The organism is Anabaena azotica FACHB-119 (assembly GCF_014697625.1).
Classification (GTDB): Bacteria; Cyanobacteriota; Cyanobacteriia; order Cyanobacteriales; family Nostocaceae; genus Trichormus; species Trichormus azoticus_A.
In genome coordinates, this window is sequence record NZ_JACJSG010000032.1 from 65650 (window position 1) to 91502 (window position 25853).

21 protein-coding genes and 1 pseudogene are annotated in these 25853 nt (G+C 41.8%); 11 read left to right on the forward strand and 11 right to left on the reverse strand.

Annotated features, from left to right (window positions below; genetic code table 11):
* Window positions 1–249: 249 nt before the first annotated feature.
* A complete protein-coding gene (locus tag H6G83_RS21960) occupies window positions 250–1926 on the forward strand; it encodes a cyclic peptide export ABC transporter (RefSeq protein WP_190476098.1) in 1677 nt (558 codons plus the stop codon).
* A gap of 275 nt (window positions 1927–2201) precedes the next feature.
* On the opposite strand, the gene hpnK is transcribed toward H6G83_RS21960, so the two are convergent.
* The gene (gene hpnK / locus H6G83_RS21965) at window positions 2202–3101 is read right to left on the reverse strand and encodes a hopanoid biosynthesis-associated protein HpnK (protein WP_190476099.1); all 900 of its coding nucleotides are present in this window, start codon (window positions 3099–3101) and stop codon (window positions 2202–2204) included.
* A gap of 368 nt (window positions 3102–3469) precedes the next feature.
* Between hpnK and H6G83_RS21970 the strand changes: the two genes are divergently transcribed.
* Together H6G83_RS21970 and H6G83_RS21975 are read left to right on the forward strand one after the other, a co-directional pair.
* A complete protein-coding gene (locus H6G83_RS21970; protein WP_190476100.1) occupies window positions 3470–3673 on the forward strand; it encodes a hypothetical protein in 204 nt (67 codons plus the stop codon).
* 43 nt (window positions 3674–3716) lie between these two features.
* Complete coding sequence (locus H6G83_RS21975; RefSeq protein ID WP_390822546.1) at window positions 3717–4631, forward strand: polysaccharide deacetylase family protein; 915 nt, start codon at window positions 3717–3719, stop codon at window positions 4629–4631.
* A gap of 871 nt (window positions 4632–5502) precedes the next feature.
* Here the strand turns inward: H6G83_RS21975 and H6G83_RS21980 are convergent.
* Complete coding sequence (locus H6G83_RS21980) at window positions 5503–6864, reverse strand: aminopeptidase P family protein (protein WP_190476102.1); 1362 nt, start codon at window positions 6862–6864, stop codon at window positions 5503–5505.
* Between the two features lie 49 nt (window positions 6865–6913).
* Window positions 6914–7159, reverse strand: a complete 246-nt coding sequence (locus H6G83_RS21985) for a hypothetical protein (RefSeq protein ID WP_190476103.1) — start codon at window positions 7157–7159, stop codon at window positions 6914–6916.
* A gap of 98 nt (window positions 7160–7257) precedes the next feature.
* Here H6G83_RS21985 and H6G83_RS21990 point away from each other — a divergent pair, with 98 nt between their 5' ends.
* Together H6G83_RS21990 and H6G83_RS21995 are read left to right on the forward strand one after the other, a co-directional pair.
* Window positions 7258–8052, forward strand: coding sequence for a PhzF family phenazine biosynthesis protein (locus H6G83_RS21990; RefSeq protein ID WP_190476104.1), 795 nt, complete (start codon window positions 7258–7260; stop codon window positions 8050–8052).
* Between the two features lie 50 nt (window positions 8053–8102).
* Entirely contained in the window at window positions 8103–9494 is a 1392-nt protein-coding gene (locus H6G83_RS21995) for a malic enzyme-like NAD(P)-binding protein (protein WP_190476105.1), read from the forward strand.
* Between the two features lie 640 nt (window positions 9495–10134).
* Here the strand turns inward: H6G83_RS21995 and H6G83_RS22000 are convergent.
* Window positions 10135–10707, reverse strand: coding sequence for a Uma2 family endonuclease (locus H6G83_RS22000; protein ID WP_190476106.1), 573 nt, complete (start codon window positions 10705–10707; stop codon window positions 10135–10137).
* Between the two features lie 314 nt (window positions 10708–11021).
* Window positions 11022–12785, reverse strand: a complete 1764-nt coding sequence (locus H6G83_RS22005; RefSeq protein ID WP_190476107.1) for a fasciclin domain-containing protein — start codon at window positions 12783–12785, stop codon at window positions 11022–11024.
* 1290 nt (window positions 12786–14075) lie between these two features.
* On the opposite strand from H6G83_RS22005, the gene H6G83_RS22010 reads away from it, so the two are divergent.
* The 3 genes from H6G83_RS22010 to H6G83_RS22020 all read left to right on the forward strand — a co-directional run bounded on the left by H6G83_RS22010 (window position 14076) and on the right by H6G83_RS22020 (window position 17655).
* Window positions 14076–14672, forward strand: a complete 597-nt coding sequence (locus H6G83_RS22010) for a LemA family protein (protein ID WP_199328540.1) — start codon at window positions 14076–14078, stop codon at window positions 14670–14672.
* A 123-nt stretch (window positions 14673–14795) separates the two neighbouring features.
* Window positions 14796–16685: a M48 family metallopeptidase gene (locus H6G83_RS22015; protein WP_190476108.1), complete on the forward strand. Its 1890-nt coding sequence runs from the start codon at window positions 14796–14798 to the stop codon at window positions 16683–16685.
* A gap of 244 nt (window positions 16686–16929) precedes the next feature.
* The gene (locus tag H6G83_RS22020) at window positions 16930–17655 is read left to right on the forward strand and encodes a hypothetical protein (RefSeq protein ID WP_190476109.1); all 726 of its coding nucleotides are present in this window, start codon (window positions 16930–16932) and stop codon (window positions 17653–17655) included.
* A gap of 649 nt (window positions 17656–18304) precedes the next feature.
* Here H6G83_RS22020 and hflX read toward each other — a convergent pair.
* The 5 genes from hflX to H6G83_RS22045 all read right to left on the reverse strand — a co-directional run bounded on the left by hflX (window position 18305) and on the right by H6G83_RS22045 (window position 23714).
* A complete protein-coding gene (gene hflX, locus H6G83_RS22025) occupies window positions 18305–20044 on the reverse strand; it encodes a GTPase HflX (protein ID WP_190476119.1) in 1740 nt (579 codons plus the stop codon).
* Window positions 20045–20173: 129 nt separating this feature from the next.
* Window positions 20174–20500 (reverse strand): type II toxin-antitoxin system PemK/MazF family toxin, encoded by a 327-nt coding sequence (locus H6G83_RS22030; RefSeq protein ID WP_242044737.1) that lies wholly within the window; start codon window positions 20498–20500, stop codon window positions 20174–20176.
* A complete protein-coding gene (locus H6G83_RS22035) occupies window positions 20481–20702 on the reverse strand; it encodes a hypothetical protein (protein WP_190476111.1) in 222 nt (73 codons plus the stop codon). Before H6G83_RS22035 ends, H6G83_RS22030 begins: the two co-directional genes overlap by 20 nt.
* A gap of 79 nt (window positions 20703–20781) precedes the next feature.
* Complete coding sequence (locus H6G83_RS22040) at window positions 20782–22152, reverse strand: tetratricopeptide repeat protein (protein WP_190476112.1); 1371 nt, start codon at window positions 22150–22152, stop codon at window positions 20782–20784.
* Window positions 22153–22382: 230 nt separating this feature from the next.
* Window positions 22383–23714 (reverse strand): P-loop NTPase family protein, encoded by a 1332-nt coding sequence (locus H6G83_RS22045; protein ID WP_190476113.1) that lies wholly within the window; start codon window positions 23712–23714, stop codon window positions 22383–22385.
* 236 nt (window positions 23715–23950) lie between these two features.
* Here H6G83_RS22045 and H6G83_RS22050 point away from each other — a divergent pair, with 236 nt between their 5' ends.
* Entirely contained in the window at window positions 23951–24217 is a 267-nt protein-coding gene (locus H6G83_RS22050; protein ID WP_190476114.1) for a ribbon-helix-helix domain-containing protein, read from the forward strand.
* The gene (locus tag H6G83_RS22055) at window positions 24214–24513 is read left to right on the forward strand and encodes a type II toxin-antitoxin system RelE/ParE family toxin (RefSeq protein ID WP_190476115.1); all 300 of its coding nucleotides are present in this window, start codon (window positions 24214–24216) and stop codon (window positions 24511–24513) included. Before H6G83_RS22050 ends, H6G83_RS22055 begins: the two co-directional genes overlap by 4 nt.
* Window positions 24514–24516: 3 nt before the next feature.
* On the opposite strand, the gene cofG is transcribed toward H6G83_RS22055, so the two are convergent.
* Window positions 24517–25518: a 7,8-didemethyl-8-hydroxy-5-deazariboflavin synthase subunit CofG gene (gene cofG / locus H6G83_RS22060; protein ID WP_242044739.1), complete on the reverse strand. Its 1002-nt coding sequence runs from the start codon at window positions 25516–25518 to the stop codon at window positions 24517–24519.
* Between the two features lie 222 nt (window positions 25519–25740).
* Here cofG and H6G83_RS22065 point away from each other — a divergent pair.
* Window positions 25741–25853 (forward strand): annotated as a pseudogene (locus H6G83_RS22065) (photosystem II q(b) protein); the annotation flags it as partial.

Here is a 25853-nt window from a genome sequence, read left to right on the forward strand (position 1 = left end):
CATATCTATTCCCTGCTATCTGTTACCTAATACGCAAATCGGTTTAGCCATCAAAGCAGATTACTATATATTGAGAATATATAATATTTTTACTGATTATCTCTATATCAATTATGAATATTTTTGGAAAAATTTTATGACTTTTAGTTGACAAAGTTATGACTAAGGGATGATATATGTAATGATTTATTAATATTAATGGTTTTTCATGTCCTAGCGTAGGAATTCATTGCTGGTTAAACTATTGTTATGAAACTGATTTACTTACTTCTACGTTCTTCTTGGGGAATGGTGGCGATCGCAATTGGTACAGGTTTCCTAAGTGGAGGTAGTAGTGCTGCACTAATTGCTTTAATTAGCAGTGCTAGTGCAGGTAGCAACAAGACATCATTAACATACATAGTATGGGCTTTTCTGGGACTGGTGATAGTCGGACTCATCACTAGCATCACTTCTCAAGTAATGCTAGTGCGCTTGTCTCAAGATGCAGTTTCCCAATTGCGGATGCGTTTGAGTCGGCAAATACTTACTTCTGAATTAACTCATCTAGAGCAGCTGGGCAATCCTCGACTATTGGCAATTTTAACAGAAGATGTCCAGACAGTAGCTAATGCAGTGTATGTGATGCCTTTTTTGTGCATTGATTTAGCGATCGTCTTGGGATGTTTAGTATATATCACTTGGTTATCTTGGTTAGTATTATTGATTCTTTGCGGTTTAATTGTAGTCGGAATAGGCAGTTGTCAATGGTTAATCAGCAAAGGGGAAAAATTACTAGCACTAGCTCGTGATGACCAAGATATACTATTTAAGCATTTTCAAACCGTCACCGCCGGAGTGAAAGAACTCAAACTTAACTATCAACGCCGTCAAGGATTTTTGGAAAGAAATTTGCAACCAACAGTAGCCAAATTTCGCCGACATAACGTCGATGGTTTAACTTTATTTGCTGCTACAACTAGCTGGGGGAGGTTGATATTTTTCTTCGCGATGGGTTTTCTCCTATTCGCACTCCCTAAAATATTGACAATTAATCCTCAAACAATCTCTAGCTACATTCTCACATTTACTTATTTGATGTTACCAATGGACAACATCATCAATAATCTTCCCCAAATTAGTAAAGCCAATATCGCTCTGCAAAAGATAGAATCTTTAGGTTTATCTCTAGCTAGCCGTGCAGAAGTCTCGAATGTACCACCACCTTTAAATACTTCCTGGCAGATTTTAGACTTTCAAGGAGTAACTCACACCTATCATCAAGAACAGGAAGACCAAAGCTTTATCCTCGGCCCCATCGACTTAAGACTACACCCTCAAGAACTCATATTTATAGTAGGTGGAAATGGCAGTGGTAAATCTACTCTAGCCAAATTAATTACCGGACTCTACATTCCTGAAAGAGGGAGAATTGTATTTGACGAAGAACTAATTACCGACGAGAATCGAGAATGGTATCGGCAGCATTTCGCAGTCGTATTTTCCGACTTTTATTTATTTGATGAACTTTTAGGTATAGGAAATAGTGATTTAGATAGTCTAGCTGAAAGTTACCTTAAGCAACTCCAGTTAGATCATAAAGTGAAAATTGACAATGGCAGACTTTCAACTACGGCTCTTTCTCAAGGACAACGTAAACGCCTAGCTTTACTCACAGCATATTTAGAAGATAGACCAATTTATCTATTTGATGAATGGGCATCTGATCAAGACCCATTATTTAAGGATTTCTTCTACACACAGTTACTACCACAATTGAGAAATAAAGGTAAAACCGTGCTAGTCATTAGTCACGACGATCGCTATTTTCACCTAGCAGACCGCATCATCAAACTAGACTACGGCAAAATTGACTACTGGGGGATAGGGGACAGGGGACAGTGGACAGGGGACAGTGGACAGTGGACAGTGGACAGGGGACAGTGAACAGTGGACAGTGAACAGTGGATAGTGAACAGTGGACAATGAAAATACAGCAGTTTCGCTATTCGTGAAATACTGTAGAGACGTTACATGTAACGTCTCTACATGATTTTGGGTTTTAAGCTTGTACCTCATTTACCCAAAATATGCTGTAACTTGGTAACTGATAACTGATAACTGACAACTGATAACTGACAACTGATAACTGACAACTGATAACTGATAACTGATAACTGATAACTGATAACTGATAACTGTCAACTGTCAACTGATAACTGTCAACTGTCAACTGTCAACCGTCCCCTCGCACTAACCAACTCAAAACCATTTGCAGTCAATAACTCGCGTACTTGCTGACTCAACAGGGCGGCTAGTTCCGCTTCACCTGCTCCTGGTGGGCCGTTTAGTGGCTCTCCATCTGGAAATGCTGCGGGATGGCAATAAATCTCTATCAAATTTGCTTGAATCTGCGGTATTAAACCCAACAAATATTCCTCCGTAACATTCCCAGTTTGCAATAACCCGTAAACTCTCTGGGCAAAACTAATACCGTGGGATGTCAGCATTGTCTCACCATAACGACGCAGCGCTCCAAAGACCAATGACCAGAGTAATTTAGTCAGCAAGTTTTGACGGTTCAGCTTGAGATTCTTGCTTAGTTCTTCAGCAGGTAGGCGGATGAAGCGAATCTTAAACTCCTGCGCCAATTCCACCAGAATTTGCAAGACAACTGGGTGGACGTGCAGGTGTAAATGACCATCTACATGAGAAAGGGGTAGTCCTGAAGCTTGAAACTTAGTTAACTGGGCGCGGATTTCTTGACGCAGTTCCCCACGGGTGGCAGGATGGAATTGGTATCGCAACCCTGCCAAAAAAGCACTGTCAGAAAAGTTACCTTGGGAGTCTACCAAATGAGGAATTTGTTCTGGTGGTAATACTGAACGACCACATACCAAAACTAGATGTAAACCAACGGCTAAATTAGGATGATTCTGTGCCAGAGCGATCGCTTCCAGGGCTGCATCCCCAGTTACCATTAAACTAGTACTGGTGAGTATCCCTTGCTGATGCGCTCGAATAATCCCTTGATTCACACCACCAGAAAAGCCGAAATCATCACCGTTAATGATGGCGAAACGGCGGGGGGACTGGGGACTGGGGACTGGGGACTGGGTCATAATTGTCTGAGCCAAGAAATATTTACGCCCTTTTAGTTAGTATCTTGGAATAATATCAAACCAAACTTCTCGCCAGTAGCTTGAAAACCAATTCCCCGATATGCTGCTTGAGCGGCATAAATTAATGAAGTTTTATTAAGTAGGTAGAAATATTTTAATATAAAGTGAGTTGTTCGTATTGTTGGCGCAACGTCTGTCTACGACAAGCTAAGTGTTCGCGTAGCGTCGCTTAGGGAACGAAACAGAGCGATTTATTGCTCTATTGCTGGGTTTAAAAGGACTAAAGTCCTTACTACAAACTTATATTTAGTTAAGTCTCTCTACTTACAACCCACGATATTCAGTAAAGATAAATTAATTTTTCATAATTGCACTTTGTTTTCACAACAAATTGTGCAGGTAGCGATCGCGATCGCCTAAAGTTTCACAGCATTTTACTCTATTTTCTTCTGGTAAGAGATATAGTTAGTTACGGGTGCTTACCAATTAAGTCATCAGGAACAAAAATCTTACATAAGCTTCAACCAGCCAAGCTAAGACAAAAGTTAGGAGATGAGGCGGTAAGAGCATAAGCAAAAACGCTACCGACTACTAACTGAAACTTGAGGAGTATTAATTGTGTCTAATGAGAAATTGTTACAAACTATAAAATTAGTTAGTGTTATTGGGATTACGGCTGGTGGTATTAGTTTAGGGCTACTCATACCCAAAATAGGCTTTGATCATTTGTCGCTAAGTAAACAGCCAATTGATAGGCATAGCAAAGCCCATAACCAAGCAGTGACAAGTGCATCTGCACAAGCCGCAGCCCCAGTTATTAAAACCGAAATACCGAAACAATTTCAAGGGCAAACCATTTATCAAGCCAAATTAAACCCTAATAACAAAGTTGTGGCTTTAACTTTTGATGATGGCCCAGGCCCAAAAAACACAGCCCAAGTATTAGAGATTTTAAAGAAAAATAATATTAAAGCAACATTCTTCATGGTGGGGATGATGGTTAAGAATTTTCCCCAAATTGCCAAGCAAGTTGCCGCAGATGGTCATGTTATAGGTAATCATACTTGGCATCATTGGTATCGTCGTATGGATGTAGCCACAGCTGCTAGTGAAATTGAGCGCACAGCAGATATTATTTACAAGACGACAGGCGTGAAAACTACTCTGTTTCGTCCTCCTGGTGGTTTTTTACACAATGGATTAGCTGACTACGCCAAAAGCCAAAAGTATGCAATTATGATGTGGTCGGATGAGTCATCTGATACCCAGCGTCGCGAACAACCATCTGCTTTGGTCAAAAATGTGATTAAAGGTGTGAAACCGGGCGCAATTGTGCTAATGCACGATGGAGGAGGTAATCGTTCTCGCACTGTTCAGGCTTTACCACAAATTATTAGTGATTTCAAGGCACAAGGATATAAATTTGTCACTATACCTGAACTTTTGGAAATGCAGTCTCAGGAACAAAGTCTTGCAGTCGCATCACCTGTGACAACTAAGGCCAAACCAGAAAATCAGCCTAGTCATTAGTAAAGAACTTACGCCTGAAAAGGGTTAACAATTCAAAATTCAAAATTCGTCTTGGAAAGTTTCCTACGGCGGGAAACCCGCCTACAGAACTTTCCGCAAAATTCGCGCATTCAAGACATTTTGCCTACGGCACGCTACGCGAACAGTCGGGGATTTAAACCCCGACTGAAACTGATACTACGTATAGACGTAGGGGTCTTAAACCCTTTTAGTTACGATAATTAAACTAACTGTAGGGTGCGTCAGCCCCAATAATTTCGTACAAATTCAAGAATTTTCCACATCTGACGCACCCTACTATTGTGCTGATACTGTAACGTGAGTTCGATGAACCTCACCCTCCCAACCTCCCTCTCCTTTTAGGAGCTACGGTGTACACACAAGTCGGAAAATTCCCTTTAGTACTTGGTTTCGTCATCTAGCTTTAGGTTGTGCGATCGCTCTCTCAAACCTGTCATTGCGAGGAGGAACGACGAAGCAATTGCAAAAACCACGGGATTATGTGATTACTTCGCTCCGCTCGTAATGACAATTTAAGGGGCTATAACGCCTGAAACCCTTGTATATAGTACTTGTGTGTACACCGTAGCCTTTTAGGAGAGGGAGGAGAAACGAAAAAATCCCCCTCTTACTCCCCTCTCCTCGTAGGAGAGGGGTTGGGGGTGAGGTCAAAACAACGCTTGTCGAACTCACGTTACTGTAGGGTGTGTGACGCTGCGAAAATATTTGAACGTAGTCATGAGACTTGTAGCGTCACGCACCAACTACCAATTGTGACACTTGCGTAAGTCCTGAAAATAAGAGGCTGGTGCAAGATATAATCTGTACTGCTTTATACCCAAACTCAATAGACAACTTTGGTGCGTAAGCCTTAATTGACTAAAGATTCTATGGTATCAGCATCATTTGGTAAGGCGATCGTCAGTACTTCGCTACCTGTATCTGTGACTAAAACATCATCTTCAATGCGGATACCTCGGACATCGGCAAATTGTGCTAGGCGTTCCCAGTTAATTACATCTTGATATTTGGCACGATTTTCGGCATTGTTGAAAATTGCTGGGACTTGATAAAATCCGGGTTCAATTGTGACTAACATTCCTGATTTTAAAGGACGATTTAAACGCAAGTAACCTAAGCCGAAGCGATCGCTTCTATTCCTCCCTTCTTCATACCCTGCCAAATCTCCCAAATCTTCCATATCATGCACATCTAACCCCAATAAATGACCGATCCCGTGAGGGAAAAATAAAGCATGGGCATCAATTTCTACCAAGTCTTGGGGGTTGCCTTGCAAAATGCCTAAATCAACTAAACCCTCAGCTATGACTGTCGCCGCCAACAGATGAAGATCCCTATATTCCACACCAGGGCTGATTTTGGCAATGCAGGCATCATGGGCTGCTAGCACCACATCATAAATGTCGCGTTGTGTTGGGGAAAATTTACCCGCAACAGGCCAAGTGCGGGTAACATCTGCTGCCCAACCTGTTGCTGTTTCGCCACCAACATCAGCCAATAATAAATCCCCTGGTTGCAGAGGGTGGTGATATTGTTCGTTATGCAGAACTTCGCCGTGGACTGTGACGATGCTATTGTATGAGGTTGTCATGTTGTGGGCGATGAAAACGCTTTCCATCGCTGCCCGGACTTCTGCCTCGATTTTGGCGTTGGCTGTGGCTTTCATGCCTGCTTTGTGGGCGGCTACAGTCACATCTGCTGCTTTGCGTAACTCAGCTAATGCCCCTGTGTCGTGGGTAAGGCGTAAGCTGATAATTGCTTTGGCTAATTCCTTATCTATGCCATCCAAGTCGTAGGGTGAAGATATGGTTCTTTGCAACACTTGTGACTGTACAAGGGTCGTCCGATAATTTTGGACGGGGATTGATGCGGCATTGCTGCCCCGATGTTTTAATTCAGACATGGTTCTGGCGGAGTCTGCGCCAATTTGGGCGGCAATTTCTTCACGTTTGGGCATTTCTCCATGCCAAAGGGCGCTGCCGGGTGTGGGATCATCAATGAATAGTTCTAACTTACCTGCTTCCAGGCGAATGGCGGCATGAGGTAAGGGTAAGCCGGCAAAATAGAGGAAGTGACTGCTGGCACGAAACGGATAAATATTGGCGGGAAAGTTGCGGGGAGTGTCGCTACCAGACCAGAGAATTACCGGGAAATCAATTAGGCTGGCTAGTTTTTGGCGGCGATCGCGTAAAGTATTAGCTAGGGAAGTCATAGTAGGATTGTAGGGGTTTAGGGTTTAGGCGATCGCAGGTTTAGAAACATTAATCTTTATCATCTTTATCATCATCCTGATTGTCCTTTTCTTGCTCTTTATCATCATCGTCATCGTCATTTTGCTTATTTGGTGCTTCTGGTTGCGCTACTGGTGGTTGTACTTCCGGGGGAGTTGATGGTAATTTTTGTTCAGCACTACAACCAACTAAACCGACAAAAATTAATCCTGTATGGAAGGTAGCAAAGATGCTTTTGATGATTTGGAGTTGCAAATTACCTTTGGCGTTGAACATTGACTCAGGGTTCTACAAATAGTTTACTAATCTCTAAGGTACTGCATTGCCTTTGATTCATTTTTAATAAAACTTACTTTTCTAATTACGAATTATACATGGGACAAATCATTACTCAGGTAGATGCTTTCACCAATAAACCCTTTGCTGGCAACCCTGCGGCTGTGTGTGTTTTATCTTCTCCTCAAAATGACACATGGATGCAGAATGTCGCCTTGGAAATGAATTTATCGGAGACAGCTTTTTTAGTCAAACAAGATGACGGTTTTAATCTGCGTTGGTTTACGCCGACTGTGGAAGTGCCACTTTGTGGTCACGCAACCTTAGCTAGCGCTCATGTATTATGGTCGCAGGGACATTTATCACCTGATGAAGTAGCTCGTTTTTATACCAAAAGTGGTTTACTAATTGCCAAATTACAAGGTGATTGGATTGAGTTAGATTTTCCTGTCAATCACTCAAAACAGGTAATTGCATCGCCAATACTTGAAGAAGCTTTGGGCATTGCTTACAAATCAGTTTATCAAAATACTTTGGGTTATTTGGTAGAGTTGGAGTCTGAAGATTTGCTGCGGCAAATGCAGCCGAATTTCCAACTACTAAAAACTCTGCCATTGTCAGATGTCATAGTAACTAGCAAAACCAATCCTGATTCTGAATATGATTTTGTCTCTCGTTTCTTTGCCCCTGGCTTAGGTATAAACGAAGACCCTGTAACAGGTGCGGCCCATTGCTGCTTGGCGGCTTACTGGCGCGATCGCCTCTTGCAAGATGAGTTCTTAGCTTATCAAGCCTCCAGTCGTGGCGGAGTGGTAAAAGTGCGTTATGCAGGAGGCGATCGCGTCTTGCTTGCAGGACAAGCAGTTACAGTCATGCGGGGAGAATTAATTTAAAGCAGAGCAAAAAAGGCTGTAAAATCGAAAATCTCAAATCCTCAATCAAGATGGCAGACTTAACCCCCAATTCTAGTTTTAGTGTTACTCTCCGGGTGCAGATTCCTAATCGTGTGGGAATGTTAGCAGCTATTACGCAGGCGATCGCATCCACTGGAGGTAATTTAGGTCAAATCGATTTAATCGAGCAAACTCGGCAAATTTCTATCCGTGACTTGACAGTTGATGCGGCTAGTACTGAACACGCGGAAACTATTGTGCAAGCCGTCAAAGCCATAGCCGATATTAAGGTGATCAGTGTTTACGATCGCACCTTTAATTTACACCGTGGCGGCAAAATTAGCATCGCTAGCCGGATACCGCTTAAGAGTGTATCAGACTTAGCAATGGCTTATACTCCTGGTGTCGGTCGGATTTGTACGGCGATCGCTCAAGACCCAGCAGAAGTTTACAATTTAACTATCAAACAAAATACTGTCGCCATTGTCACCGATGGCAGTGCAGTTTTAGGATTAGGCAATCTCGGCCCCCATGCAGCTTTACCAGTGATGGAAGGTAAAGCCATGTTATTTAAAGAATTTGCCGGGTTGGATGCTTTTCCTATCTGCTTGAATACCCAAAATACCGATGAGATTATCCAAGCAGTAAAAAATATTGCTCCCGTCTTTGGCGGGGTGAATTTAGAGGATATCGCCGCACCACGCTGCTTTGAAATTGAGCAAAGGTTACGCGATGAATTAGATATTCCCGTTTTTCATGATGACCAACATGGTACAGCGATCGTCACCTTAGCTGCTCTATTTAACTCCTTAAAATTGGTAGACAAATCACTAGCTGACATCCGCATCGTGATTAATGGTGCGGGTGCAGCTGGTGTGGCGATCGCTAGGTTACTGCGGAAGGCGGGAGCAGATAAAATTTGGATGTGCGACTCTAAAGGCATTATTTCCACTAGTCGCACTGACTTGAATGAAGAAAAACAGGAATTTGCTGTGAAAGCTCAGGGTACACTAGCAGGTGCAGTCCAAGGAGCCGATGTATTTATTGGTGTCAGTGCGCCTGGAGTGTTAACACCAGAGATGGTCAAATCTATGGCTAAAGACCCCATCGTCTTTGCTATGGCTAATCCCATTCCCGAAATTCAGCCAGAATTGATTAACAAAGACGTAGCTGTTATCGCTACTGGTCGCAGTGACTACCCCAACCAAATTAATAACGTCTTAGCTTTCCCTGGGGTCTTCCGTGGTGCTTTAGATTGTCGCGCTAGGACAATTACCACGACAATGTATTTAGAAGCAGCTAGTGCGATCGCTTCTTTAGTTAACCCCTCAGACTTAAATCGGGAACATATCATTCCTTCAGTTTTTGATGAACGTGTCGTCTTTGCCGTCGCTGCTGCGGTGCAACGTGCAGCACGGGAAGAGGAAATTGCTAGAGCTTAGTTAAAAGTGAGTTCGACCAGCGTTGTTTTGACCTCACCCCCAACCTCTCTCCTACCAGGCTATCCATTACCCGGATCTATCTCAACATTTGTGAGAGTATTCACTCACGTTTTTTCTAACCCTGATTTGTTCGTTGTTGATTCTCAATAAAAACATGGTTTTAGCGAGAAGACAAGGTGCGAATTTGTCAAGCCCCATGAAAAACTGAGTTGACAAGATGCTTACGGGGCTAGGGTTTTAAGATTGTAAAGAAAGATGTGGGTAATGAATAGCCTACCAGGAGAGGGGAGTAAGAGGGTGAGGTTTTCGTTTCTCCTCCCTCTCCTCGTAGGAGAGGGAGGTTGGGAGGGTGAGGTTCATCGAACTCACGTTAAATTTAATTGTGCATAACTCTACGAAGGATGTCTGATAATTTTCCTTTTCAAAATCCTGAGCAACTACAACAATGGCATCAGGGAATAAAAGATGCAAACCGTAATAATATTTTTTGCCACTGTCGAGCCTGCGGTTATGAATGGATGGATTCAAAATTTGATGTTACTTGCATTAAATGCAGTAGTGAGAATGTAGAGAAAATTTCCTCCTGGCAATTTCCAGATGATTAAGGATTTATGTATATCTGGCAATGGTCACAAGCAAGTTATGTTTCAAAAACTACATCTTCGTAAAGTTCGGCGATCGCACCATCAAAAGTGATACTATTGAGCCGGAAAAATTTATCTTGCTCGGTGTAACTTTGCAAAATCCATAAACCGTTATCAACCCGTTTAAAACATTCAACTCGCTGGCGTTTTGTATTAATTAAAACGTATTCCTGTAGAGTTTCAATTTCCTGGTAATCTGCAAATTTATCTCCTCTATCAAAGGCTTCTGTAGAACTAGATAAAACTTCTACAATTAAACGAGGAAATCTTTTATAATTAGGCGTTTCCTGATCTCGTTGGTCGCAAGTAACCATCACATCAGGATAATAATATCGATTTAACGACTCAATCCTGGCTTTCATATCAGCAATGTAAACACGGCAACCAGAACCGCGTACATGGCTACGCAGAAGGGCAAACAGGTTTCCCGCTATTGTTACATGAGGATCACTAGCCCCAGCCATTGCGTAAATGTAACCGTTGATATACTCGTGTTTGACGGGACTGCTTTCTTCTAACTGGAGATATTCTTCAGGGGTGAGGTATGTTGGTTCGCTTGAAGCAATCATAGGCAGTTTTAAGTTAGTTATTACGATTATTATAAAAAGCGTCTTGACACTATTAGGGCATTGCGATCGCCTCAGTTCGTAGTGTACCCATCCGAGGAAGCTACGCGCAGCAAAATGTAGGGTGCGTCAGTATCAATATTTTCTTGGTATAGTTAGGGTTTCTGGTACTGACGCACCTTAGTAGCTTTAGTTGTCAGGAAAGGGCTAAAGCCCTTACTACAAACTCCCATATGACGAAAATTCTTCCTATCAATAGTGGTAGGAAGAATTAAACAGAGATCAGAAATTAGCAGAAATTGTAGAGTGGGAAAGACCTAAAAGTTGTAGCCAATACCCAAGAGTAAACCGACATCAGTTTCATCTAGAAAAGCTGCATTCACAGCACCATTGACGGTGAATCTATTGCCCAAAGGAATATCAACACCACCAGTTAACAGTAATCCCACATTAGCATCATCACTAGTTTCAATCGCCACACCAGCACCGACGTAAGGCGCTACGGGGAATCTTGCTTGCTCAGTAGGTTCTACTGCACGGGGGACAAAATCTAGGGTGACAGGAATTAAGACTACTGTATCGTCACCAAACACGGCTGTTGGTCGTACAGATAAAACCCTTGTCAAACCAACTTTAGTGATGACCGCAAGATTACCTGCACTCAGAGCAGAATCACCACCCAAACCAATATTTCCAGCCACCCCAATATAACTAGAGCCGCCACGAGTAGCTCTACCTGGTGTAACAGTAGTATCAGTAGGAGTTTGTCCTTGATTTGTACCTTCCGGTGGCTGTTGACTGGTAAGGTTTGGTGGAATCAAGACTTCGTTAATTGCATGGATAACGCCGTTGCTAGCTTGAATATTCGGTTGGACAACTCTAGCCTCATTGATGGAAATTTGATTATTCGCTGTGTCAACTTTTACATTTAGTGGCACATTATCAGCAGTTGTTAATTGTCCAGATGTGAGTTGGCTAGAAGTTAATTGACCGGGAACCACATGGTATTGCAGAATCCTTCTTAATAACTCTCTGTTTTGAGGTTGCTGCAATTGTTCTAGAGTACCCGCAGGTAAAGCCGCAAATGCTTCATTGGTAGGAGCAAAGACGGTATAAGGACCTGGTTGTTGTAGGACATCTGTCAAACCAGCTGTTCTGATTAGAGAAGTCAAAGTACTAAAAGAACTACTAGAACCTGCCAAAGCAACAATAGTACCGCCTTGTGTACTACCTGTAGTAGTACCAGTACCACCTACTATATAGTTAGCAGCTGCAACATTACTGGCTAAGGGTTGTACTCGTCCTTGTCTAACTAAAGCTTGGTACAAAATTGCTGCGGCTTCCGCACGGGTAAGCGGCGATTCAGGATTAAGTTGTCTAATATTGGGGTAGTTAACAACTATATTGCTTTGTGTAGCAGCCGCAACACCATTCACCGCATAGCTAGGAACTGCGGAAGCATCTGCATAGTAATTACTGAGAACACCCGATGCAGTATCAGTGGTTGTCAAATTTAAACCAGTGCTTAAAGAAACGATCGCCTGTACTCTAGGAATCTGTTGATTGGGACGAAATACATTCCCTGGATAGCCTGACAAAAACCCAGTCTCATAAGCTTGCCGAATTGCCCCAGATGCCCAGTAATTAGCAGGAACATCGCTAAATCCACTTGCGCCTAATTGCCGAACTGGTTGTTGGTTAAAAGCTTTTTGAATTAATGCAGCAAATTCAGCACGAGTAACTGGTTGGTTTGGTCTAAAACTGCCATCGGGAAAACCAGCAATAATATTTCTTTCTGCTAAAGCTTGAATAAATGGTTGCGCCCAGTAATCTGTACTTACATCAGAAAAGTTAGAAGTTCTACTCGCAGGTGTATCCGATTGCACAATGGTATCAGGAGCTTCCGTTGGAGTAGTTATAACAGGAGTTTCCGTTGGGACAGTTGTAGCAGGTGTGTCAGTAGGAACTGGTGTTTGTGCTGAAACTGGCTGCAAAACTATTGAGGGATTTATTGTCATAGCTGTCATCCCCAAAGCCAGCAAAGTTGTATGTGCTAACGACCGATGAACCGAACTAACCATGAAATTTTCCTCCAAAAACTAAGTAAAAAATTGCACAAACGTATGGATCGACTATGGGAAACAACTACTTTTAGGGTTGATTCAATAAATGTCTAGATGGGCTTCTGGTTTAAGAAATTGCCAAATTGATCAAGGATTTTTCGCCATTGGACATCAAATTCTCTAATAACATATCTGTTTATTGCTAAACTAAAACTTACAATATCATGAGTTAGATAGTAAGTTATAAGATAAGATGATGTATGGCTATATAATCCTCTACTCATTATTAGGTAAGGGTTTGAACTCAAAAACATCCTCTCATTATCACCATCTAGTAATAATATTACTTTAAAGTTTATTAGTCTTCTGAATAGAATTGTTACAGATATTAACCCATTTTAATAACTAGCTCAAGGTTATATTTCCTAAACATTTTTTCATACCTTAGATAGTTGAATTATGCCATGAATCTGGCTGGGTTTTTCAAAGTAAATATATCTAAATAAGTATGATTATCACAAGAATAAGCATTACAACTTAGGCAAGTCTCATTATCAAACTAACTGTAGGGTGCGTCAGCCCCAATAATTTCGTACAGATTCAAGGATTTTCCCCATCTGACACACCATGCTCAAGCGGTGCGTTACGGCAATTTATACTGTCGCTCATACTCAAATCTTGACACTGCCGTAACACACCCTACTGGACTGGCAAGGCTAAAATGTGGCAATAGGTTTGGATAAATTTGAACGCAGATGAACGCAGATGAACGCAGATGAACAAGATGATAGATTTTTCGCTAATGCACAAGTTTAGGCTTGCCACGCCAGTAGTGGCGTGGCAAGCCTAAAATAGTGCAATGAAAATAAATCTTGTGGTGTGGGCATCTTGTCCGCACCGGACGGGCAAGATGCCCATCCTACAAGAAAGGAATAATGCAACATTTTAGCCTTGCCAGTCCACTACTTACCTAAACGGAAAGCGAGAAAGAGTCAACAGTTGATAAAAACAGATGAATTAGCCCCTCAGCAGATTTTCGTAATTGATTTTACAGAAGACGGAACTCGCTTGCTGAAAGTAGACTCGTGCTTATATCCCAGTAAACCTTTCTTCGATTAGGACTTACGCACCAAGGTTATCTGTTCAGACTAGGTGTCAGCGTGTAAGCGTGTCAGGGTTTTAAATACCTACACCTCACATCCCAAACCCTTGTCCAAACCTTTGATTACTCTTGTTGCTGCTTAAGTCCTGTGAGAATTGTGCTGCAAATTTCTCTAGAGAAAATAATTCTATATTGGATGTAAATGTATGAGTCTGATAGGGTTTTTGATATTTGTCGTTACTATAGTTGCGATTATTGCCGTCATCATCATTAATAGCTACAACGATTTAGTTAAGTTTCGCAACCGCTACAAAAATGCTTATTCCCAGATAGACGTGCAGCTACAGCGCCGCTACGATCTAATTCCCAATTTAGTAGAAACTGCCAAAGGGTATATAAAACATGAACGGGAAACTTTAGAAGCTGTAATTGCTGCCAGGAATTCGGCAATAAATGCTAGCAGTCGCGCCTCACAAAATCCCGGTGATCCTCAAGCGATGCAACAGTTAGGCAATGCTGAAGCCGCGTTAACAGGCGCATTAGGTCGCTTGATAGTACTTTCGGAATCATACCCAGAATTGAAAGCCGATCGCACCATGACCCAAGTCATGGAAGAACTATCTTCAACAGAAAACCGCATAGCCTTTGCGCGTCAAGCTTTCAACGATGCAGTCACCCTATACAACACCAAAAACGAGTCTTTCCCCAGTAACTTAATCGCCAACACCTTCAACTTCACCCTGGCAGAACTTTTACCAGAAGCCGCCCCCGAAGTCAAGAATGTTCCTCGCGTGTCTTTTTAAGGGTGTAGGGGTGTGAGGGTGTAAGGGTAAGAATTACTCCAATCTTCAACATTCATTAGCCTCTTTCCCCCTTCCCCTTTCCCCCTTCCCCCTTCCCCCTTCCCCTTTCCCCCTCCCTCATCTATGAACTTCTTTGAACACCAAGACAAAGCACGCCAAAACACACAGCAGCTACTGGGGTTATTTGCCTTGTCTATTGTGGTAATGATTTTCGCAATTTATACTGCTGCGTTGTTTCTGTTACGTTTGGCTCCCCGTATTTGGTGGGAACCGCAAATATTTTTTTGTGTTTCTAGCGTGACCATTATAGCGATCGCTATCGGTAGTGTATATAAAATATTCTGTTTGCGGGAAGGCGGACGGGTCATTGCACAAGAGTTAGGCGGACGCATATTGATTGCTGACATCGCTAACCCCCAAGAAAAGCAACTATTAAATATTGTTGAGGAAATGGCGATCGCTTCTGGTGTTCCTGTGCCAGAAGTCTATCTCTTGGATGCGGAAATGAGCATCAATGCCTTTGCTGCCGGGTTTACACTTAACGATGCTGTCATCGGCGTTACCCGTGGTACTCTCCTGTCCCTGAACAGAGATGAGCTACAAGGAGTCATCGGTCACGAATTTAGCCACATTCTCAACGGTGATATGCGGCTAAACTTGCGTTTGCTGGGGTTGCTACATGGAATTTTATTCATCTACCTCACGGGAAATTTATTATGGCGGATGCGCGATTATCAGTCCCGCGAACAAAAGGGGCCGCCTCTGTGGGCTTTTGGTTTAGCATTGATGGTAATCGGCTGGATTGGCTTAATTTGCGGTCGCCTGATCAAAGCCGCCGTTTCCCGCCAACGGGAGTTTCTAGCCGACGCTTGTGCCGTACAGTTCACCCGTAACCCTAATGGTATTGCTAGCGCCTTTGAAAAACTCCAACGTCTGGACTCACGGCTGATTTCCCCCCAAGCAGAAGCTTCCAGTCATATGTTTTTTGGCAATCCCCTCAACCCTTTTTTCTGGGAAGCCATGTTTGCCACCCATCCACCCCTGACAGAACGTATCCGCCGCGTCCGGGGTTTGAACACCCGCGATTTAGCACCACCACCCACCCGTCGTTCTCACAATTCAGATTCCCGTACAATGGGTTTCGCTGGCGGTAGTCCTACCATTACCCCAGAACAGGTAGTTAACCAAGTAGGGAGCGTTGCACCAGAGCATTTTGCCCATGCTCAAGCTTTATTATCAAAGTTGCCAGAATCCCTACGTCTGGGTGTTAGGGAACAGCATAGTGCAATGGCGATCGCATTTGCCTTAGCCTTAGAAATAGAAAATCCTCAAGTATATGAACGCCAGCTAGTTTGGTTACGTGAAGTCCAACCAAATGAAGTTGTAGAGCAAACTTTGACATTTAGTCACGAAATCAGCCAACTAGACCCCGGCTTACGCTTACCGCTCATAGATTTAGTAGTACCAGCAATACGCAAGTTGTCCCCTAAAGAATGTCACAGATTACGTAAATGTATTCAAGGTTTAATTGTCGCCACTGGCAGTTTTTCCTTGTGGCACTTTATTTTACAGCTAGTCCTATGGCATCGCTTGCAATCTTGTATAGATCCCGCCGCAACAATCAAAGTAGAATTTACGTCCATAGAGGATATTTGGTTAGACAGTATTAATGTACTATCCACAATTGCCCGTGTCGGACAGTCCCGACCTGATGATATTGCTTATGCCTTTCGTTCTGGAGTTTTCCGCCTACCCGGAGCCGGAAAACAAGCAACAGCAGATACACCAGTCAATTGTAATTTCTCGGAAGTGAAAAAGAGTATGGAACGTCTCCGCCTCGCCGCTCCTAAACTCAAGCAAGCGATCGTTGATGCTTGCGCTCACACAGTCCTATTAGATAATCAAGTTACCAACTCCGAAGCCGATTTGTTAAGAGCGATCGCCATGACCTTAGACTGTCCCATCCCGCCATTTTTAAATTCTCAACGCCGCATCACCAAAGCCAGATCCTAATTTTTTAATTAGCCTGATTTGCTCAAACAATTTGTGTTTATTTAAAGATAGGCTCTTTCGCCAAAAACAGCATCCTTGATAAATACATTCAAGACTTGTCCTGAAAAAAGGGCTAGAGCAACTTACTACAAACTCAAACCATGCCATTTTTTGTAAAATTGTAAAATTTCACAGACCCTTCGATAATCCTTGAGAGTGATTGTTATATTGTACTAATAACATTCGGTCAAACCTGGGGAAAACTGTGCGTAATGATTTACAAAATTTGGAGATTAGCCAGAAAGAACTAGAAAAATTGACTAATCTACCCGTTAATTCCGAATTAATTATTATCAGGAATATTTTTAATAAATTTTGTCAAAAAATCATCACTCAAATTCAAGGTTCAGAAGGAGCCACAGTAGTTTTCTTGAGTGTTTCTGTATCTATTTTTGCCTATCTAATATTTGATGTTTTTATCAAAGTATTTGCAGCATGGATAGATATCCCATCCTGGCTAATATTGATAATTCTAGGTTTTTTCGGCTGTGTAGGCACACAGGCTATTTTATACTACTGGTGGCGTAACCAGCAAAAAATCCTGCAAAAAAATATGACAATTTCTTTAGAAATCCTTTTAAAGGATGTTCAAAGATATAATTCTGTCATTAAAGTGATAGATATTAATGACCAAATAGAAGACGCTGGTAATGCGGGGGTGAGTATTAAAGAAAGAGAAAAAGTTATTGCCGCTCTCAAACTAACAAGAGCAGATTTAATTAGAGCTTTGCGAACAGAAAGAATATTGAGAGAAAATAAGAATTTTATTCTTAGTAATACAGAATTATTTACTAACAATTTAGCAGCTTTAACCGCTATACAGGTAACAGAACAAGCAACTGAACACGGCAGGTTACTCAATGAAGCATTACAAATTGCCCTAGATGTACAATATGAAATGAAAACTCTACAAAGCCAATCTAATGTTTAACGCCGTAGGGGACAGGTAACAGGTTCAAAACCTGCTGACCATAAAGATTTTGTGATTCCTCAATGTCATAACCTATGTGGCTACTGCTACAAGTAGACAGACTTAATAAAATATAAGTTTGTAGTGAGGACTTTAGTCCTTTCAAACCCAGCAACACAGCGATAAATCCCTCTGTTGAGAGAAGCAGCGCAAACAATACGAACAATAACTCTCTTATATTTAACGTAAGTTCGATGAACCTCTCCCTCCCAACCTCCCTCTCCTGACGGAGACGCTACGCGAACGCCTTTTAGGAGCTGACCTTTCACGTCATGTGGAAAAGCTAACGACAGACCTAACCCCCCAGCCCCCTTCCCTAGTAGGGAAGGGGGAGAAATCAAAGCCTCTCTCCTTGTAGGAGAGAGGTTTGGAGAGAGGTCTTCCAGATCCCGTGAACAGTCAGTTTTAGGAGAGGGGTTGGGGGTGAGGTCAAAACAACGCTTGTCGAACTCACGTTATATTTAATTATTTCTACCTACTTATTTTCATAATTCTAGTTGGCAATGCTCAGGGAAACCATCACATTTTTCAGCCTGTCCCCTGCTATGAATAAAAAATGCCGCAGTCATTGTAACTACGGCATGATAATAATTTCATAAAGAATAAGTGTTTACTGCAAGTCTACAGCGTACTCAATTAATTGACTTAGACGCTGACGTAAAGTTTCTAATCCTAAACGCTGACTTGCGGAAATAAACACAGCCAGGGGAAACTCTTCCCTTGCTAAGGCGAGAGTTGCACTATCTACCTGATCAATTTTGTTAAAAGCCACCAACGCCGGGCCAGGAGTTATGGGCATTTGTGCTAGTATTTCCCGCACTGAGCGAATATGACTCAACCAAGCTGGATGAGATAAATCAACCAAGTGTAATAAAGCATCGGCTTCTGTCACTTCTTCCAAGGTGGCGCGGAAAGCATCCATTAACGGTGCAGGTAGTTCATGGATAAACCCTACAGTATCTGTAATTAGAATCTCTTGGGGTTGTCCAGTTTCTGCATGAGGAATGACTAGGCGGCGTGTGGTGGGGTCAAGGGTAGCAAATAGCTGGTCGGCTGTATATACCTCAGCGTTAGTTAACGCATTTAATAAGGTAGATTTGCCAGCGTTGGTATATCCCACCAAAGCGACTGAGGGAACCTCTTGATGTTGTCGCCGTTGTCTTAAGCGGGAACGGTGCGCTTGTAATTGGTCAACTTCTTGTTGCAGTCGAGAAATGCGGCGTTGAATGGCGCGGCGTTCTGTTTCTAGTTTGGTTTCACCAGGGCCACGTGTACCAATACCACCCCCCAGTCGGGACATTGCTTGACCTCTACCAGTCAGTCGTGGCAGCATATATTCTAGCTGTGCTAGTTCGACTTGTAATTTCCCGGCGCGAGATTGGGCGCGTTGGGCAAAGATATCTAAGATAACTTCAGTGCGGTCAACTACGCGGATACCAATTTGCGCTTCTAGGTTGCGGACTTGGGAGGGTGAGAGGTCGCGGTCAAAGACCACTAGATTACATCCCAAGGTTTGGGCTGTCAGGGCGACTTCTTGGACTTTACCCTCGCCAATGACGGTTTGCGGATGAATGCGCGATCGCTTTTGTTGTATTGTCTGTAATACATCTCCACCAGCCGTATCCACCAACCGCGCCAATTCCGCCACAGTGTCGTGAAATTGTTGTAATGAAATATCATCAGTCATTACTCCTACAATTAACACGCGATCGTGGTCAGCATCAACTTCCTGGGCGACGAACTCCCGCCGGAACTCCTCTTCCAGTCCTTCCACAAGGTCAAGGAAATCTTGCTGTGCCAGATCATCTAAATTCAGTGGTGGTGATATACTCCAACTGGCAGACTGACCATTCTTGGACTCAGAAAATGCTGCACTAGGAATCAAAGCACGGGTATCTTGGGGGACTAGATGTGCAAGATACGCTTCTTTGACGTATCCTGTAGCCCCACCACCGCGTCTGGTGAAGCCCGTCCCGGTAATATTAATCACCACTAGGGCATCTAAACGCTGCATTGCCATTGCTGTTAAAGCTGAATCATTAGGCGGTTCCGCCTTGAGATGGGTGGAAATGCAACGAATACCACACAAACGTTCCGCACCATAACGCGGTAATTCCATCGGGGGAATTTGCGTTTGACGCGGTGTGCCTACGCCAACCCGAATCACTTGTCCGCGACGGTTAACATAGGCACATACAGGTAGGTTAATTTCCGTGCTAATAGCCGCCAGACGCTGGGAGAACTCAGGCGTTGTGATGCGATCGCCTGGGATACGCTGGTGGTATAGTCGCTGTAGTTGCTTCAGCTGACTGGATTTTAAACCCTGAAGATTACCGAAAATAGTTTCTATAGGCGTTTCGACCAGCTAAACTGGCCCCCCGAATCCATCTATTGTCTATTTTACAACAGCGTTAAGGGTGCAAGGTCAATCTTGTGGTGGGATTAGGAGTGTAGGAGTGGTTCGCCTTTTCTTCTAAATTTAAAATTGAGGTTTAATGTACAAATTCCATACCTCTTTTACTCGCTTTCCATCTGATTCAGAAATTTTTCCAATTCTGGCTGTTAACAAAGTCTTTTCTAAACAATCCAATCGAGACAGACGCACTGTCGAACTAACCCGCAAGCCACTTGCAGACCAATCATTTAAAACAACATCAGTTTGTGTGCGCGGTTTTGCAGAGGTAACTATTGCTGCTACAACATCATCCCCATCTAACCACAAAATAAGTACAGGACGTTTTTTAGAACCGTCACCATCAGTAAATGGAATATCTGCTACCCAAAAATCACCTGCTTGGATAGTCATCATACAATCCTTCGTCTTCTGGTGCGTAACCTTTTAAAAAAGCATCATGGCTACGGATATTTTCGATTTTTTCTGCTTTTTGTTCAATAGTTATGACCCAACGTCCATTACTAATGCTGTCCACGATTGATTCTGGAAGATTTAATTTTTCTCCTGGTTGCAGTTCAATTTCATAAATCAACTTAATCAATTCACCATTCATATTCTGCATTGAGTAAGTGGGTTGTTCTGTATAATTTTTCTAATATTTCTTATTTTAACATAGATTTAGATTATTATAACTAATAATTTATTATTTTTTTAAACTGTTCATCATTCTTAATTCTATCAAAATCATCATCATCTTTTGCCCATTTACGGCATTCATCAGGATTTATATTAATTGCTGTTTGCAAGCTTTCAATTGCTTTTTCACTATTACCTTGCAGTGCATAACAACGAGCTTTATTGTACCAAGCTTCGTGAAAATCTGGTTTAAATTTGATGGCTTGGTCGTAGGATGCGATCGCCTCTTCATAGCGTCCTAAATCATCTAACGCAATGCCGCGATTGTACCAAGCTTGGTGATAATCTGGTTTAAATTTGATGGCTTGGTCGTAGGATGCGATCGCTTGTTCATATTGTCCTAAATTCCCTAGCACAATGCCGCGATTGTACCAAGCTTCGTGATCATCTGGTTTAAATTTGATGGCTTGGTCGTAGGATGCGATCGCCTCTTCATAGCGTCCTAAATTATATAGCGCATTGCCGCGATTGTTCCAAGCTGGGTGAAAATCTGGTTGAATTTTGATAGCTTGGTCGTAGGATGATATCGCCTCTTCATTGCGTCCTAAATTCCTTAGCACAATGCCGCGATTGTTCCAAGCTTCGTGATCATCTGGTTTAAATTTGATGGCTTGGTCGTAGGATGCGATCGCTTTATCGTAATCTCTTGCAGCAGTGTATAAATTACCTAGTTCAAATAATAATTCTGGTAGATTATTACCTATTGAATTTCCAACTGAAATTAATTCTTGAATCTCAAGTATTTTTTGATTTCGTTCTTCTGAGGTTAAAGCTAGATATTTTTCATAATCTGCATCTTGAAGTATGCGTGATGATTCCTGCTCTAAGGTTTCTTCATCTATCGGAAAATCAAACAAACCTGAACGCCAATCAAAGAAATCTGGAGCGCGTTGGATAAAATATTTAATTGCAAATATAGGCAGCAAGAACACAAAACAAGTATGAAAATTTTCTCTAAAACGTTCTCGCTGTTGATTCAGGTTAATCAAAACAGGCGGTACACCCTTCCAACTATATGAGTGTGTATCTCTACTATCCCATCCTGAATAACTTTTACTTTCTTCGTATTGATAAAATGACTGCTCTAAACCAGAGATAAATAAAATATCTAATTTTTGTTTATTGTTTAATTTAGCAATTTCTTGATATAAATTATCAACAGGTTGCCTTAAATTCAAAACCTCAATATTTTTATCACTAATATCTTCTTTAACTTGGTTAATTAACTGCTGACCTTGGGATGGAGAACACCGCACAAATAACAAACCAAAGCCATCCGTAAACTTGAGCGTGCGGACTAAGGCTTGATATTCTTCATCTGCTGTTGCTGGTAAATCTTCATCCCAGTCAGTAAGTTCTAGTGTCATAATCTCAGACAAATGCTGTGGGTAAAATTTAGGTTAGGTTAATAGCAAGGCAACATAGATATCAGCAATTCAATATATAGAATTTCTATTTAATTTCTTAAATATACGTATGCCGATGCACTGTCCACCATATCATGGTTTTGGTGGGCTAAAGGTTTTTCAACCTGCGAAGGCAGGTTTTGTCTGTGTAGATGCGGTTTCTAACCGCCCATTTCGTCTTAATTTAAATTTTATGATGAATAAAGTTGATTATATTTATCTTGAAATTCCTTAATCCCTTTAATCAAAGGATGAACATCATACCATACCTGACTTTCTCCATCTCCATTCAAATAACGATATTCCAAAATACAACGATTAAATAATAACCCCCGATACAATTGGTCGTTTTCTATCTGCTTAGATTGATACACCCTTGCTAAAGCTTCCCATTCATTAAAATAAACAGTATTACGATAGGTATTGCGTAACTCGCTAATCGAACGCTGTAACGCTCTGTTGGGAATGGGTAAACTGTTAGTGTATTTAATCGCCTCCTTCATTAATAATAATAAATTTCGCACATGACCCCCACTCATTAAGCAGAGTTTTTCTAAAGCTTCTCTCTGCTCAAACATATCGACGATAGATAAACTAGGCTCAACCAAACTTAGCCGCTTTTGCAATATTTCCGTAACCTTATTAATTCCTCGCTGATACGGTTGATTCTCTGGAGTTTGCACCATAATCATCGGCAAAACTTGAGTATTCCCATATATATTTGCCACATCCGCCGCACGGTTAGAATACAGTAAAGAAATCGGCACTGTATAAATTAAATGACAATCTAAAGCTTGTAACTGTTCACTCCTATCGATAAAAATCTGGTCGTGATTATTGCGTCCATCTTCTTGAGGTATGGGAACAATTCGGTCTAAGTTATCAGCAATTAACACCAGTTGAGAATAACCCGCAGGTAAATGTTCTTTTGCATCCCTAATAAACTGATTTAACGCCTCAATTAAAGTAATAGTATGGGGGTTGACTCGTTCCCGAATTTTTTGGCGCTGGCTTGGTTCAGTTCTCAAATTAGCAGTGATTTTCGCAAACTGAGAAATTTGAGCCTCAATGCTTAAACTTTCTAAAGCCACTTCAGTCAAAGCAAAATCTTTTAAATCTTGCCAACGCTCCTTTAACCAATTTAACAAACTTGCAGGGGAAGCACTATCTTTCAATCCTTCTAGTAAATGTCGCGTGGAAGCTAAAAGAATATCAGTATATTGAGCATCTTCTGGGTCTATATCTTCCTCATCACTGGGAAAATAGACCACAAAGCAGCCTTCCTCATCCAAATGTTGCTGGAGACGCAGCAGTTCCGTTGACTTACCCGCACCGCGATGTCCTGCATAAAGTTGACAAGTCTTTCTGTCTGACAACAAAATTTCTCTACCCACTTCCACAAGGATATCGCCCTCTCCCCGCACTTCCCCACAATCGACATAAGCCGGATCTCCTGCGGGTAAAGGTCGGAATGGGTCAAAAACGTTGTATATTCGCTTCAAAAGGGCAAATTCTTGTGTCATAAGTAGAAATCTCCCAGACTAGCGCCATATTAGCGCATAATTACGGAGATAAATATGATTAGATTGTAATTTTTGGCTTTGGTGATTGAGGATGTATATTTAGCTCACGCAAAGGTGCAGAGGCGCAAAGCACTGTAGAGACGTTGCATGCAACGTCTCTACATTATTTTTCCGTGCAACTTCATAGAGAATTGTTATAACAAGATCAAAGCTGTAAATCAACTAAAAGTAAAATCATGAATATCCAACTTAAACCTGAACTAGAGCAAATCATTGAGGCACAAATTGCTACAGGTAGATATAGCGATGCTGAGGAAGTAATCAGTAAAGCATTAAAACTTTTATTAGAGTGGGAACAAGGTTATCAACAGTGGATAGAAGAAACAAGGCAAAAAGTTGAGGTAGCTATTGAACAATTAGATAGGGGAGAAGGAATTGACGGGGAAGTTGTTATTGAAAGATTGCGCTCTAAGCTACGTCAAGCCAGAGAGGCGCAAGAATGAAACAATATATCATATCCCCAGAAGCCAGCCTTGATTTATCAGAAATTATTGATTATTTTACAGCTAGAAATATTGAAGCAGGAGAACGTTTTATTGATGAGTTTGAAAGAAAGTGTAAATACTTAACCAATTTCCCAAATATGGGACGTAGTTATAGCAATATTCAATCTGATTTGAGGGGTATTCCTTTAGATAGTTACATTATTCTTTATCGAACTATAAATAGTAGGATTGAAGTTGTACGTGTAGTTAGTGGTTATCGAAATTTAGAGTCTTTATTTACAGAATCCGAATAATTTCTATGTAAATATAAACTTCCTCCACCGTTTCACCGCCGCTTGCAATTCTTCTGACAACCAACTATCAAATTGCGGATATATAGGTAAACGCGGGACTAACTGCCAACCCGCAGGCTGTAAAATTTCTCTTAACTCCTGTTCTTGAAGATGAGGATAATCGGGGTTGACTTCATCTATCGGCCCAATTCCCCCTAAATCTCTTGCACCAGCTTCTATACAAGCTAGTAACCATTGCTCATTCTTAACCAAATTTGGGGGAATTTGAATGGTAATATCTGCGGGTAAAATCTGCCTTGCTTGGGTAATGATTTCTGGTAATTGATGGGGATTAAAAGCTGGTGCATCAAAGGTTTGCTGATTTCCAGGGCTGTGGGGTTGCAAAATCACTTCTTGTATATGATGGTAACGCTGATGTAGGTGCGATATCGCTTCTAACGTTTCCCAACAATCATCTAAGGTTTCCCCAATTCCCAACAGTAACCCAGTTGTAAAGGGAATTTGCAACTCTCCCGCCCATGTTAATTGTTGTAGTCTCAGTTCTGGTAACTTACTCGGTGCATGACGATGGACTGTGGCTAATAATTTTGGCGTTAACTGTTCCAGCATCAAACCCATCGAAACATTGACGCTTTTGAGTTGCTGCATCTCGGCAAAACTCAATGGCCCCACATTAGTATGGGGGAGAAATCCCCAGTTTAAGGCTAAGTTACATAAATCATAAATTCTTTGGAACCATGCTTGACGCTGTGGTGAGTGGGGGTGTACTTCGCCACTGAGGATGAGAATTTCGCAGACTTTTTGCTTTTGCAGTCGCCTGAAGATTTCCTCTGCTGCTGATAAAGTCATCCACGGACTTGCGCCTGGGTTGGTGCGAAAGTTGCAGTAGGTGCAGCGATTAAAACACTCGTAGGTAGGAACAATTGTATATGCAGGGCTGTAAGTAGTGTAATCGCGGAGCAGCTGATGGCAATACATTGTACCTGCACTATTGGCATCTGACATAAGAATGATTTTTGCTTAATATAAATTAACTTGAGTGTGAGTAACACAAATTTATTTTTGTGAGAACTTAAAACCATTGTAGTTACTGGTTTACAGCCTAATTGACAGCTATGCAGAAAAAATTTTTCTCAAAATACTTTACAAACTGCAATAACTAGTATTAAGATGTGTAACAGGTGAAAGCACCTACAACATTCATACAAACAACGTAATCATAAAGACATGACAGCAACCTTACAACAGCGCCAAAGCGCCAACGTATGGGAGCAGTTCTGCAACTGGATCACCAGCACCAACAACCGCCTATACATCGGTTGGTTCGGCGTACTCATGAT